General features: G+C 55.5%; 8 protein-coding genes and 1 pseudogene. All 9 read left to right on the top strand.

The window, feature by feature from the left end:
- Window positions 1-22 precede the first annotated feature (22 nt).
- The 9 genes and pseudogenes from LA360_RS29105 to LA360_RS29065 all read left to right on the top strand — a co-directional run bounded on the left by LA360_RS29105 (window position 23) and on the right by LA360_RS29065 (window position 14,197).
- On the top strand, window positions 23-472 hold the full coding sequence (locus LA360_RS29105) for a PrgI family protein (RefSeq protein WP_112482500.1): 450 nt from the start codon (window positions 23-25) through the stop codon (window positions 470-472).
- Entirely contained in the window at window positions 369-2,780 is a 2,412-nt protein-coding gene (locus tag LA360_RS29100) for a VirB4-like conjugal transfer ATPase, CD1110 family (RefSeq protein ID WP_174713928.1), read from the top strand. The genes LA360_RS29105 and LA360_RS29100 overlap by 104 nt, the downstream gene beginning before the upstream one ends.
- 31 nt (window positions 2,781-2,811) lie before the next feature.
- A complete protein-coding gene (locus tag LA360_RS29095; protein ID WP_112482504.1) occupies window positions 2,812-4,758 on the top strand; it encodes a C40 family peptidase in 1,947 nt (648 codons plus the stop codon).
- 22 nt (window positions 4,759-4,780) lie between these two features.
- Entirely contained in the window at window positions 4,781-5,044 is a 264-nt protein-coding gene (locus tag LA360_RS29090) for a DUF4315 family protein (protein ID WP_112482506.1), read from the top strand.
- Window positions 5,034-5,810: a DUF4366 domain-containing protein gene (locus LA360_RS29085; RefSeq protein ID WP_112482508.1), complete on the top strand. Its 777-nt coding sequence runs from the start codon at window positions 5,034-5,036 to the stop codon at window positions 5,808-5,810. Before LA360_RS29090 ends, LA360_RS29085 begins: the two co-directional genes overlap by 11 nt.
- Before the next feature lie 2 nt (window positions 5,811-5,812).
- Window positions 5,813-7,906: pseudogene (locus tag LA360_RS29080) on the top strand (DNA topoisomerase 3).
- Between the two features lie 210 nt (window positions 7,907-8,116).
- Window positions 8,117-8,272: a hypothetical protein gene (locus tag LA360_RS29075; RefSeq protein ID WP_006771531.1), complete on the top strand. Its 156-nt coding sequence runs from the start codon at window positions 8,117-8,119 to the stop codon at window positions 8,270-8,272.
- 10 nt (window positions 8,273-8,282) lie between these two features.
- Window positions 8,283-9,047: a hypothetical protein gene (locus tag LA360_RS29070; RefSeq protein ID WP_166433711.1), complete on the top strand. Its 765-nt coding sequence runs from the start codon at window positions 8,283-8,285 to the stop codon at window positions 9,045-9,047.
- A 467-nt stretch (window positions 9,048-9,514) separates the two neighbouring features.
- Window positions 9,515-14,197: an LPD25 domain-containing protein gene (locus tag LA360_RS29065; protein ID WP_112482511.1), complete on the top strand. Its 4,683-nt coding sequence runs from the start codon at window positions 9,515-9,517 to the stop codon at window positions 14,195-14,197.
- Window positions 14,198-14,205 lie beyond the last annotated feature (8 nt).

Raw genomic sequence — 14,205 nt, 5'->3', positions numbered from 1 at the left:
GAAAGAAACGAGGTGATGATATTTGGCTTATGTCACTGTCCCCAAGGATTTTACCAAGGTGAAATCCAAGGTGGTATTCGGGCTGACGAAACGCCAGCTCATTTGTTTTGGCGGTGCGCTGCTGGTCGGCGTCCCGCTTTTCTTGTTGATCCGGGGCTGCATCCCCACCAGCGCGGCGGCGCTCCTTATGGTGTTTGCCATGCTTCCGGGCTTTCTGCTGGCGCTGTATGAGCGCCACGGCCAGCCCCTTGAAGTGGTGGTATGGCAGATCATCCAGTGCTGCTTTATCCAGCCCAAGGAGCGCCCCTACCAGACCAACAACGCTTACACTGCCCTTGTGCGGCAATTCCAGATGGAACAGGAGGTAAATGCCATTGTTCAAAAAGCAAAGAAACGAAACAAGTGCAAAAGCGCCGTTCAAACTCACCCGCGCAGAAAAGAAAGAGATTCAGGCCGTCATCCGCAGGTATAAGGGCGACGGAAAGCCCCACTCCGCACAGGAGAGTATCCCCTACGAGGCCATGTATCCAGATGGGGTTTGCCGTCTGACGCCCCGCAGGTTTTCCAAGTGCATCGAGTTTTCAGACATCAGCTATCAGCTTGCCCAGGCGGACACCAAGGCGGCCATCTTTGAAAGCCTGTGCGACCTTTACAACTATCTGGATGCCTCTATCCACATCCAGTTTTCCTTTCTCAACCACAAGATTGACCCCAGGCAGTACGCCAAGAGCCTTGAAATCCGGGCGCAGGGGGATGATTTTGACGACATTCGCACGGAGTATTCCGCCATCTTAAAAGACCAGCTTGTAAGTGGGAACAACGGACTGGTCAAGCGGAAGTTTCTTACCTACACCATCGAGGCGGACAGCCTGAAACTGGCCCGCGCAAGGCTGCGCCGTATTGAAACCGACCTGTTGGGCTATTTCAAGAGCATGGGGGCCGTGGCGTGGGGGCTGGACGCAACGGCCCGGCTGGAAGTCATGCACCGCATGTTCCACCCGGACGGGGAGCCGTTTTCCTTCGATTGGAAGTGGCTGGCTTCCTCCGGCCTCTCCACCAAGGATTTTATCGCCCCGTCGTCGTTCCGTTTCGGGAACGCCCGGATGTTCGGGCTGGGCGGCAAGTACGGGGCCGTGAGCTTCTTAAATATCCTGTCCCCGGAGCTGTCGGATGAAATGCTGGCAGACTTCCTCAATGCGGAAAACGGCATTGTGGTGAACCTCCATGTGCAGGTCATCGACCAGAGCGAGGCCATAAAGACGGTGAAGCGCAAGATTACCGACCTTGACGCCATGAAGATTCAGGAGCAGAAACGGGCCGTCCGCAGCGGTTACGACATGGATATACTCCCCAGCGATCTTGCCACCTACGGGCAGGACGCCAAGGAGCTGCTAAAGACCCTGCAAAGCCGGAATGAACGGATGTTTCAGCTCACCTTTCTTGTTCTCAATACAGCCGATACCCGGCAGGCGCTGGAAAACGATGTGTTTTGGGCCGCAGGCGTAGCGCAGAAATACAACTGTTCCCTTGTCCGGCTGGACTACCAGCAGGAGCAAGGCCTTATGAGCAGCCTCCCATTAGGGGCCAGCCATATCCAGATTGAGCGTTCTTTGACGACTTCCAGCGTGGCCGTGTTCGTCCCCTTTGTGACGCAGGAGCTGTTCCAGGATGAAGAGGCCATGTATTACGGCATCAACGCCAAGACCGGCAACATGATTATGCTGGACAGAAAGCGGGCGCGCTGCCCCAACGGTTTGAAGCTGGGTACGCCGGGAAGCGGCAAGTCCATGAGCTGCAAATCCGAAATTTTGAGTGTGTTCCTGTGTACGCCGGATGACGTGTATGTATGTGATCCAGAGGCCGAGTATTATCCCCTTGTAAAACGGCTGCATGGACAGGTGGTGAAGCTGTCACCCACCAGCAAATCCTATGTGAACCCGCTGGACATCAACTTAAATTACAGCGAGGATGAAAGCCCGCTGGCCCTAAAATCGGACTTTGTTTTATCGTTTTGTGAACTGGTGATGGGCGGCAAGAACGGGCTGGACGCCATCGAAAAGACGGTCATTGACCGGGCGGTGCAGGTGACCTACCGGCCCTATCTGGCAGACCCCAAACCGGAGAATATGCCCATCCTGTCCGACCTGCACAAAGCCCTGTTAGACCAGCATATCCCGGAGGCCGACCGGGTGGCCCAGGCCCTTGACCTGTATGTGAACGGCAGCTTAAACGTGTTTAACCACCGTACCAATGTGGACATTGAAAGCCGGATTGTGGCCTTTGACATCAAGGAGCTGGGCAAGCAGCTAAAGAAAATCGGGATGCTGATCGTCCAAGACCAGATTTGGGGCCGAGTGACGCAAAACCGCAGCCAGGGCAAGGCGACGTGGTTCTTTTGTGATGAATTTCATCTGCTGTTGCGGGAGGAACAGACAGCGGCCTTTTCCTGCGAGATTTGGAAGCGTTTCAGGAAATGGGGCGGCATCCCGACAGGTGCCACGCAGAACGTCAAGGATCTGTTGTTATCGCCGGAGATTGAAAATATTTTGGAAAATTCGGACTTCATCTGCCTGCTCAACCAGGCGTCAGGCGACCGGCGCATCCTTGCGGAGCGATTGAACCTATCTCCACAGCAATTACGGTATGTGGAAAATTCTGAACCCGGCGAGGGGCTTTTGATTTATGAAAATGTTGTTCTGCCCTTTAAGAACCCCATCCCAAAGCACACCCAGCTTTACCAGATCATGACCACCCGCTTAGGCGAGGGGGCCACGGTATGAGGTGCGGGGCCGCAAAAGGAGGTGACGCGCCATGAAGCCCTTAAAACCCCGTGATAAGGTGACGCAGCGCATGACCCGCGCCGGGCTTACACTGGACAACCAGACCACCGGCGAGAGCATGAACATTTCCAGCCGAGAGGCCGAACCGGAATACACGGCCAAATCGGGCGGCACAGCGGAAAAGGCGCTGGAACGAGCTGTGGACATCCGCGACCGGCATAAGGCAAAGCAGGCGGCCCGGCATGGGGAACGTATTGCAAAGGAGGCCAGCGGCCCGGCCTCCCGTCCGCAATTTACCGCCGAGGAACGGGCCTCCCCGGAGCTGGCCCCGTATATCAGGCAAGCGGAGAAACGGGCTGACCGGCTGGATGCTGCAAAAAGCGCTCTCCCCAAAAAGCGCGTGATTGCCAAGGCAACCGTCTACGACGAGACCAAGGGAAAGGCCAGAAGTAAACTTCACTTTGAAAAAGTGGAGAAACATCCGCCAAGGCTCAAACCCAATCCGGCCAGCCGCCCGGTGCAGGAGGCGGGGCTATATCTCCACGGGAAAATCCATGAGGTGGAGCAGGAAAATGTGGGTGTGGAGGGCGGTCATAAGGCGGAAGAACTGGCCGAGCGCCAAGCGGGCAAGGCGCTGAGAAATGCCAGACGGCGGCATAAGCTGAAACCCTACCGGGCCGCAGCCAAGGCGGAACGAAAATCCATGGCCGCCAATGCCGAGTTTGTGTATCAAAAATCCCTGCGGGACAACCCGGAACTGGCGCAGGCGGTGAGTAATCCCATTTCCCGCCTCTGGCAGAAACGGCACATCAAACGGGAATACGCCAAGGCCGCACGGGCTGCGGGCCGGGGCACGGCAGGCAGTGCAAAGACCACCGCATCAGCCGCCAGGAAAGCCGCAGAGAAAGGAAAACAGGCCGCGTCCCTTGTGGCCCGTCACTGGAAAGGGGCGCTGCTGATCGGCGGCGTGGGCTTGCTTCTCATGCTGATTATGGGCGGCCTGCAATCCTGTACCGCCATGTTTGGCAGCGCCGGGACGGGGCTTGCGGCCACCTCCTATCTGTCCGAGGACAGCGATATGCTGGGGGCCGAGGCTTCCTACGCCGGGATGGAAGCTGATTTACAGTACGAACTTGACCACTACGAAACTCTCCATCCCGGCCATGACGAGTACCGTTTTGAACTGGACGAGATCGGCCATGACCCCTATGTGCTGACCTCTATCCTTTCCGCGCTCCACGGCGGAGTGTTTACGCTGGACGAGGTGCAGGGCGATCTTGCCATGCTCTTTGAGCAGCAATACACCCTGACCGAGCGCGTGGAGGTGGAGATCCGCTATCGGACGGTTACGCACACAGACAGCGACGGCAACGAATACGAGGAAGAAGTGCCGTATCGCTATTCTATCTGCTATGTGACACTGAAAAATGCGGATTTGTCCCACCTGCCAGTCTATCTCATGAACGAGAAACAACTGAGCCTGTACGCGGCCTATATGCAGACATTGGGCAACCGGCCAGACCTCTTTCCAAGCGGCAGCTATCCCCACGCCTCCACCGTCAAGGAGCCGACCTACTATGAGATTCCGCCGGAGGCGCTAAAGGATGAAGCCTTTGCGGCCATGATTGCGGAGGCGGAAAAGTATGTGGGCTTTCCCTATGTCTGGGGCGGCAACTCCCCCAGCACCAGCTTTGATTGTTCCGGCTTTATTAGCTGGGTACTCAATCACAGCGGATGGAGCGTCGGGCGGCAGACGGCGCAGGGACTTTATAACCTCTGTACCCCCGTTACAGCGGGGCAAGCCAAGCCCGGCGATTTGGTGTTTTTTGTCGGCACCTACGATACCCCCGGCGTTTCCCATGTGGGGCTGTATGTGGGCAATTCGGTGATGCTGCACTGTGGAAATCCGATCAGTTACACGAACTTAAATTCAAGTTACTGGCAATCCCATCTATTTTGTTACGGGCGTCTACCCTGACGCCAGAAAGGAGTTTTAGATTATGGCAGTAAATAAACTTGACCGTATTGAAAAGGACATTGAGAAAACCAAGGACAAGATTGCGGCGCTGCAAAAGCAGCTTCGAGAGCTGGAAGCGGCGAAAACCGAACAGGAAAACTTGCAGATCATCCAGCTTGTGCGGGGCCTGCACATGACGCCCCAGGAATTTACCGCCTTTGTCCGGGATGGCGCGTTGCAGGCACCCCTGGCCCCACAGCCGGATTTTGAGCAGGACGAACAGGAGGAAACCGCCGATGAAGAATAAAGCCATTCGCATGTTCACCGCAACACTGGCCGCTGTGCTTTGCATGGCGGCTTTTTCCGTCACCGCCTATGCTGGAGGCGTTGACCCTGATCCGCAGCCATTGCCGGAGGAAACGGAGGAACCCACCACCGGGGGGATTGAGATGGAGCCGGAGGACGTCCCCGTCACACCCAAGGGAAATGCGGCTCTGGTGGATGATTTTTTCGGGGATAAGCAGCTTATCACCGTCACCACCAAGGCCGGAAATTACTTCTATATCCTGATTGACCGTGCCAACGAGGACAAGGAAACCTCCGTGCATTTCCTGAACCAAGTGGACGACGCCGACCTGCAAGCGTTGTTGGAGGATGGCGAACAGGAGCCGCAAGCCTGCACCTGCACGGAAAAATGCGAGGCCGGAGCCGTCAACACATCCTGCTCGGTTTGTGAAAATAACCTGACCGCCTGCACCGGGCCGGAGCCGGAACATGATGACGAGGAAAAACCGATAGCTCCGGAGAAAGAAAACGGCGGCATGGGCGGCCTTTTGGTGTCCTTTGTGGTGGTGCTGCTGGGCGGCGGCGCAGCCCTCTACTTCCTGAAATTCAAAAAGGAAAAAGCCGACGCCACGGGCAATGACGATCTGGCCGAGTATGACTTTGGAGAGGACGAGGACGACGAGGACGAACCGTCCCCGGAGATGGACGACGACACCGGCGAGGTGGAGGCCAGACCGTTAGACGACGATTTGCTGGATGAAGATGAACCGAAAAAGGAGGATGAATAATTATGGCTTCACATATTCTTGTAATTGCAGAGAAACCAAGCGTGGCCCGCAGCATTGCGGGCGTGATCGGCGCGAACAAGAAACAGGACGGCTACTTTGAGGGAAACGGCTATCTGGTGAGCTGGTGTATCGGCCATCTGGTTTCCCTTGCCGACGCCGGGGCCTATGATGAGAGTTTCAAGAAGTGGCGCTATGATGACCTGCCGATTCTGCCGCAGGAATGGCAGTACATCATCCCGGACGAGAAGAAAAAGCAGTTTGAAGTCCTGCGTTCCCTGATGGAGCGTCCCGATGTTACCGGCCTTGTGTGCGCCACTGATGCCGGGCGCGAGGGGGAGCTCATTTTCCGTTTCGTCTACCAGATGGCGGGCTGCAAAAAGCCGTTCAAACGGCTTTGGATTTCCAGCATGGAGGACGCGGCCATTAAGGACGGCTTTGCCCACCTAAAACCAGGAACCGACTATGACAACCTGTATCAATCGGCCCTTTGCCGGGCGCAGGCGGATTGGCTGGTGGGGATAAACGCCACAAGGCTTTTCTCCATCCTCTACCACAAGACCCTGACCGTGGGCCGGGTGCAGACGCCGACCCTTAAAATGCTGGTTGACCGGGAGGCCAAAATCAGCGGCTTCAAGAAAGAGAAATACCACGTTGTCCATATCGCAGCGGGCGGCATAGAGGCGGCCAGCAGTCGCATTTCCAACCCCGAAGAAGCGGACAGCCTGAAAGCGGCTTGTGCCGGGGCGCAGGCCGTTTGCGTTTCCGTGGCGAGGGAGAAAAAGACGGAGCAGCCACCCCGCCTCTATGACCTTACCACCTTGCAGCGGGAGGCCAACCGGCTCTTTGGCTTTACCGCCAAGCAGACCCTTGATTACGCCCAACAGCTCTATGAAAAGAAGCTGCTGACCTATCCCCGCACCGACAGCCAGTATTTGACCGATGATATGCAGCCCACTGCGGAAAGCATCGTTTCGAGCCTCTGGCCGCTGCTTCCCTTTGTGGCGGGGCTGGATATTTCCCCGCAGTTTAGCCGGGTGCTGAACAGCAAAAAGGTGAGCGACCACCACGCTATCATCCCTACGATGGAGTTTGTGCAGAAAGGCTTTGACGAGCTGGCCGAGGGCGAAAAGAAACTGCTGTCCCTTGTGTGCTGCAAGCTGCTGTGCGCCGTGGCCGCGCCCCATGTGTATGAGGCCGTCACCGCCACATTCACCTGCGCCGGGAATGAATTTACCGCCAAGGGCAAAACTATCCTGACGCCGGGATGGAAAGAGATTGACCGGCGCTTTAAGGCTTCCTTTCAGACCGATGCCGACGAGAACGTGCCGGAGCTTGCGCGGGAGCTGCCGGAGCTGGCCGAGGGCCAGACCTTTGACAAAGTGGAGGCTAACGCCACCGAGCATTTCACTACGCCGCCCAAGCCCTACACCGAAGATACGCTTTTGTCCGCTATGGAACGGGCCGGGGCCGAGGATATGCCGGAGGATGCCGAGCGCCAAGGTTTGGGAACCCCGGCAACCCGCGCTTCCATTCTGGAAAAGCTGGTGCAGATGGGCTTTGTGGAACGCAAAGGCAAACAGCTACTTCCCACCAAGGACGGTCGCAACCTTGTATGCGTCCTGCCGGATGTGCTGACCTCTCCCCAACTCACCGCCGATTGGGAAACCAAGCTGACGGCCATTGCCAAAGGCGAGGCCGACCCGGAGGGCTTCATGCAGGGCATTGCAGAAATGACAAGGGGCCTGATCGTGGGCTACTCCTAGATCAGCGAGGACGCGCAGAAGTTGTTTCAGACCGAGCGTGTGGTTATCGGCAAATGTCCGCGCTGCGGCGAAAGCGTCTACGAGGGAAAAAAGAACTACTATTGCGGAAACCGGGCCTGCCAGTTTGTCATGTGGAAGAATGACCGCTTTTTTGAGGAACGGGGCAAGGCGTTCACGCCAAAAATCGCCGCCGCGCTCCTTAAAGACGGAAAGGCAAAGGTAAAGGGCCTGCGTTCCATGAAAACCGGCAAGACCTATGACGGCACGGTGCTTTTGGCCGATACTGGCGGCAAATATGTGAACTACCGCGTGGAACAAAGGGGCAAAAACTAAAGAAAAGCAAGCATAGGGAGTGTAGCCACACACCCGGAAAAATCCCTGTCCCGGCCATTCTGCCGGGTCGGGGATTTTCTCTTTGGGGAAGCCCCAATCCCCTGTATGACGGATGCTCTGGTAGGACTAATTTCATTCAGATTTACTTTTCAAAATCGGATAGCCCTGCTATACTATGCGTAAAGAGCATATCATGCAAGGGAGGCACCAATGAAACAACCAGATAAAAAACAACGTTTTCATGGTATGGCTGCGATTGGGATGGGGCTTGGCCTGCTGTTCGGGATTTTATGGGAGAACCTCCCGCTTGGACTTTTGATGGGAGCGTCATTGGCTGGCTTTGGAAATATGACAACGAAAAGGTAGGTGGATGATTATGAACGGACAGATGTATCAGATATGCTCCATAGTGGCAGCCGCCAGAAGGGCATTAAAAAACCGCAGCTCGATTTGTTACATACCCGCAGACTATGAGAACCCCTCACAATTTCTGTGTTTGACGGGGAGTGGAGGCTTACCATATACCGCTCACGATGTATCACAATGGTATGAATATCTCAAAGAGCAACATTTGACAGATATTCAACTCTATTGCCCTACTTCTGTCAGAGATCGCAGCCTGTTAGGGTTTTCCAATACGACCCAGGCAAGTATAGTGTGTTTTTTTAAGGGAAATCGAATGACCTATTTTATTGCTGATTGGAAGTTTGATTCCAAAGAGCGAAAGTGGAATGTCCTCTATACGGAACATCCATGGAATGACCCGCCGAAAGCATGGCCACGTTTTGAAAATAACACGCAAGCGTTCCGAAGTGTCTTGCACGATATTCAGGACTTGGCGCACCGGCTTGGATTTGAAGGCTTTGCAAACATCTTTTATCAAGCAGGAACGATTTTGGACGGCGGCAAGGAATATCCCGATAAAGCATATGGCCTTTCACTGCCGCCACTACCGAACGATCACTTGCGTGTGTTTGAGGCAGCCAGCCGAGCGGATGTATTTGGAGCGATGGGATCATGGAATGATTCGCCTCCGTGGGCAGCGCACGAAAAAGGATTGGAGCAGGAGTATGAAACACTGTCTGCGGAACTGTTGAAACAAATCCGGTTTGGATTATTATATGCCATCAATGAATGGTAGTCCGTCTGCTCTATGCGGATGTCCTACTTGTTGGAAGCGTTCAGCTTGTCAAAATAAACCGGATCGATTAGGCTGAATGAGGTGAGATAATGTATACGAACAGCAGAGAAAACGAAGTACGATTACTGAAACAGTTATGGGCAGGGCTTCCAACCATGTGTCCCAAATGCCGCCAAGCGGAATTAGTGCATCTTCATAAGAAAGCGAAAAAGAGTAATATAGATTGGAAGTGCCCTGCCTGCGGAGAAATTTACCGCACCATAAACATGCTGACGGAGTTACCAGATTCTTAAAAGTCCGTATGACCTTAGACTTGAAATATCGACACACATTTAAAACAAAGGGCGTGTAGGCCCTCTTATTCACAATTAAATACCAGCCGCCCATGGGCGGCATCACCCAGCAGGAAATCTTTCAAAGGTTTCCTGCTTTTCTTATGCCATTATTTAGAAAGGAAGTGAAACTAAATGTCTTATAGCTCTTACGACTACGACAACTTAGAAACTGCCGACACCATGAAAATTGAGCGCCGGATTTACTTTGAAAGCGGCAAGTCCGATCTGTCCGAGCTTGTGAAGCTCCCCCTTGCGGAGCTTCTTTCCCTGCGGGCGGAAAGCGCCGCCGCAGAACAGGAAGTGTTTGACCGTTTGAAAACGCAGGCCGCCGCATGGGAGGAACAGGCCGGAAAGACCCTGCTTCTGGACAAAGCCCTGGAATATGCCCGGACACTTCCCGTCACCCACACTGCCAACCAGTGGGAGCAGCCGGATCATTACCGGCATATCCGCAGCAACATGGTTTATCAGATGTATTATTCCATTTCCGAGAACACCCGGTACGACAGGGCCGCCCAAGCCTCCGTCTCTTATTCCTGGACATTAAGCTGGAGCCTGCGCACCAACGCGCCGGGCACCTATCGGCAGGCCCGGATCGCCGGACAGGATCGGAAAGTCTTTGCCAGCCGGGAAGCACTGGACAAATATCTGAATGGCCGTATCAAGGCCCACGCCCATTACTTTACGGAAATCTCACCGGCCATCCCCAAGGAATACGCCGACTGTTTCAAGGTCAACGGCTGCCTGCTTCCCGGCTACACCATCGAGGGGGAGGAACCGGCAAAAGCCGCAGCACTTCCCACACAGGAGGAAGCCGCACAGCCGCCGCAGACCGCAGCCACCCCGGAAAGGAGGGAACCTGTGAACGAAGTATTTTCCATTTTTCTTGATAACCGCGCTGAGGCGCAGACCGGCGGGCCGCATGGCTACTGGCTTTCCCTGCCGACTTCCGCCGAACAGGTACAGGAAGCCCTAAAGGAAATCCATATCACCGCCGACAACCAGCAGGACTTGTTTATTGGCGGCTTTTCCGCCCCGGATGGGCAACCGCTGGAACTGCCTGAGGAATTGATACAGGCTGCCAGTGTGGACGAACTGAACTTCCTTGCCGTGCAGCTTCAAAAGCTGGACGATGTGGAACGTTCACAGTTAAACGCCATCATGCAGTCCCCAGAGAAATTTCAGACCATTGGACAGGTCACTGACTATGCCGAAAACACCGATTGCTTTACCCTCATTGACGCCAAAGACTACTGCACCTTAGGGGATTACTACTTGAATCATTCGGGCTTGATGGTGATTCCCGATGCATGGAAACCGGCCATTGATACCGAACGGTTAGGCCAGTTTATCGCCCAGGAGGAACAAGGCGCATTCACCGAGTACGGCTACCTTCTGCGAGCTGGGGAGGAATGGCAGCGCGTCCATGAGGGCCAGCCAGTGCCGGAGGAATACCGGGTGATGGCCTATCCTGCGTCGGAAATCTTGCGGGAGGAAAGCAAAGTGCAGCCGGAGGCGGCAGCGCCCGCAAAGTCCCCGCAGCCTGTCACCCCCATTCTCTTAAACGGCCAGAACAGCGCCGAGCGCATGAAAGAGATCACCGACCGGCTGGAAACCGGCATACAGGAGCTTTTCGAGAGTGAACGCTACAAAGCCTATCTCACCACCATGTCCAAGTTCCACAGTTACAGCTTCAACAACACCCTCCTGATCGCCATGCAGGGCGGACAGCTTGTGGCGGGCTACAACAAGTGGCGGGACGATTTTCACCGCAATGTGAAGAAAGGCGAAAAGGCCATCAAGATACTGGCCCCGGCCCCGTTCAAGGCGAAAAAAGAAGTGCAAAAGCTGGACGCACAGGGCAGGCCGGTGATGGGAAAAGACGGAAAGCCTGTTACCGAAGTACAGGAAATACAGGTTCCGGCCTTTAAGATCGTTTCCGTCTTTGATGTGAGCCAGACCGAGGGGGAACCGCTGCCCTCTATCGGCGTGGAAGAACTGACCGGCAGCGTGGAACGCTACGGGGAATTTTTCAAGGCACTGGAACAGATCTCCCCGGTTCCCATTGGTTTTGAGGACATTCCGGGCGGTTCCCACGGCTACTACCACCTGACGGAAAAGCGGATCGCCATTCAGGAGGGCATGAGCGAATTACAGACCCTAAAGACGGCCATCCACGAGATCGCCCATTCCAAGCTCCACGCCATCGACCCGGAAGCCCCGGCCATAGAGCAGGCCGACCGCCCCGACAGCCGCACCCGCGAGGTGCAGGCTGAAAGCGTGGCCTATGCCGTCTGCCAGCACTACGGGCTGGACACCTCCGATTATTCCTTTGGCTATGTGGCCGGTTGGAGTTCCGGCAAGGACTTGAAAGAGCTGAAAGCCTCCCTTGAAACCATCCGGGCCACCGCCCATGAACTGATTAGCACCATTGACGGCCACCTTGCCCAGCTTCAGCAACAGCGGCAGACCCAGCAGGAACAGCCGCAGGCCGCACCACTGGAACAGGCCGCCGAGCAGCCAGACCCGGACAGTGTATTTTCCAAGCTGTCCCCGGAGCAACAGCAGGAAATGACCGACAGCGTAAAAGCCATGCTGCAAACCCTCATTGAAGCGGATTTGAAATCCACCGGCGAAGTGTCGCAGGGAACCAAGGAGGCGGCGCAGGCGCAGGGCTTTACCATTGCCGGGGATGGAACGCTGGAACAGGCAGAAGTCCCGCAGGAGGCCGCCTACCGTCTGGAAAACGGCGATTACCTGTATATCCAGACATCGGAAACCGGCTATGATTACACACTGTATGACCCCGACTACAAAGAACTGGACGGAGGCCAGCTTGACAACCCCGACCTGTCCCTTGTGGAAGCTGGAAAAGAAATCCTTGCCATCCATGAGCGACCGGATAGGACGATGGAACCCTTGACCGGCGACGCTCTGGCCGGTTTTCTGGAAGCCGCTGAACAGGCCAACGCCATTCCCCAGCCGCAGGCGTGGAACGGGATCGACGGCCTTTTGAATGGAAAGCCGTTCATGCCGGAGGCGTCCCCGGCGGACCGGGCCGCCGCCCTGATCGAGCTGGCGGAGAAAAACGCCCCGCGTTTGGGCAGCGAGGAACGGCAGTTGATCGTGGCCTATGCCGAGGCCATGGATGATACCGAAAAGGCGATTGGGCTTATCAACCGCCTGTGTGAACAGGGCTATGAAATGCAGCACGGTCACATGGATGATTTTATGAAAAGCCAGATTGAAAGCGAGATTGCCGTTGCAAGGGCAGAACAGACAATCGCCCATGACCCGGCAGCGGAGCCGATTGTTACGATTCTTTGGAGTGAAAGCCCCCATTTAAAAGACGGCCAACAAATGCCGTTGCACGAGGCCGAGGCCGTTTTCGGGGCGCTGGACAGTTCCAAACGCTTGGAACGGGAACATCCAGACCACGCGGGGAGCTGGTACGATAAAACCAAGTTCCGCATTGATTTTACGATGCAGGGCCAGCCGGACAACTACGAGGGGCGGCAGGATTTTGGCGACGGCGATGGTTCCCTGATCGAGCATATCCAAGGTTATCACGAATACTACGCGCAGGATGAAAGCTGGAAAAACCATGTGCTGCACCACGAGGGGCCGGAGGCATGGGAGGCAGACAAGGCCCAGCGGGAAATGCTTCTCAATGAGTTTATCCCTTATATGAAGCAGCACTGTACCCTTTCCCGTATGGAACAGGAAGCCCAGCGCCTTTTACAATCCGGCGATTCCCTCCCGCCAGAGCAGACCGCCTATTTGAACGCCCTTGTAGACTATGTAACGGAGTGCCGCCCACTTCTCAATCAAGGCCAGTATCAGTTGCCGGAGCCGCCGCAGCTTTCCGACTTTGATAAGAACTTGCAGGATTACAAGGAGCTGGTACAGGCCGAGGTCGCACAGGAGGCCGGGGCCGCCGGTTTGACGGTGGAGGAATATATTGCTTCTGGTTCCGATGCCCCGGCGCAGCCTAACTTTTCCATCTACCAGGTACCGCGCGGCCCGGAGGGGCGCGACTTCCGCTACCGTTCCTATGAGGGCTTGCAGGCGGACGGGCTTTCCGTAGACAGGAAAAATTACCAGCTTGTCTACACAGCCCCGTTGGATCAGAACACCTCTCTGGACGAGATTTACCATCGCTTCAATATGGAACATCCCACTGATTACACGGGACGTTCTCTCTCTCTGGGGGATATTGTGGTATTCCGGCAGGACGGGAAACAGACTGCCTACTATGTGGATAGCGTCGGTTATCGGGAGGTGCCGGAATTTTTCAAGGAGCAGGGACAGCCGCTTACCCCCGACAAACTGGAAACGGGCGAAACCGTTAAAACGCCGAGGGGGACTTTCTATGTAACCGCCATGAGCCGGGAACAGATGGAGGCCGCCGGGTATGGATTCCACCACCAGTCGGAGGACGGCAGGTATCTCATTATGGCAAACGGCACAAGGGCCTTTGCTATCCCCGCCCAGCAGGAAAGTCATATCAAGACGGCGGAGATGTCCACCGAGCAGAACTACAACATGATTGACGGTATACTGAACAACGCCCCGTCTATGGAAGAACTGGAAGCCAGAGCAAAAGCCGGAGAACAGGTTTCCCTTTCGGATGTCGCTGCGGCAGTGAAAGCAGAGAGACAAACAGAAAAACAGGCCCACAAGAATGCTAAGGCCAACCATAGCACGAAAAAGCCCTCCATCCGGGCGCAGCTTGCGGCGGCTAAAAAGGAACAGAAGAAACAGTCCCCGGCGCGGGAGAAGTCAAAGGATATGGAGGTGGGAGGCCGTGAATAAGTTTGAGA

The organism is Enterocloster clostridioformis (genome assembly GCF_020297485.1).
Taxonomy (GTDB): Bacteria; Bacillota; Clostridia; order Lachnospirales; family Lachnospiraceae; genus Enterocloster; species Enterocloster clostridioformis.
The sequence above is the reverse complement of the archived record's forward strand: the minus strand, read 5'-3'. Positions and strand labels throughout refer to the sequence as shown.

Coding starts and splice junctions, on each gene's coding strand:
- LA360_RS29065 (WP_112482511.1), top strand. CDS start 9,515: ATGTCTTATAGCTCTTACGACTACGACAACTTAGAAACTGCCGACACC.
- LA360_RS29075 (WP_006771531.1), top strand. CDS start 8,117: ATGAAACAACCAGATAAAAAACAACGTTTTCATGGTATGGCTGCGATT.
- LA360_RS29070 (WP_166433711.1), top strand. CDS start 8,283: ATGAACGGACAGATGTATCAGATATGCTCCATAGTGGCAGCCGCCAGA.
- LA360_RS29100 (WP_174713928.1), top strand. CDS start 369: ATGCCATTGTTCAAAAAGCAAAGAAACGAAACAAGTGCAAAAGCGCCG.
- LA360_RS29090 (WP_112482506.1), top strand. CDS start 4,781: ATGGCAGTAAATAAACTTGACCGTATTGAAAAGGACATTGAGAAAACC.
- LA360_RS29085 (WP_112482508.1), top strand. CDS start 5,034: ATGAAGAATAAAGCCATTCGCATGTTCACCGCAACACTGGCCGCTGTG.
- LA360_RS29095 (WP_112482504.1), top strand. CDS start 2,812: ATGAAGCCCTTAAAACCCCGTGATAAGGTGACGCAGCGCATGACCCGC.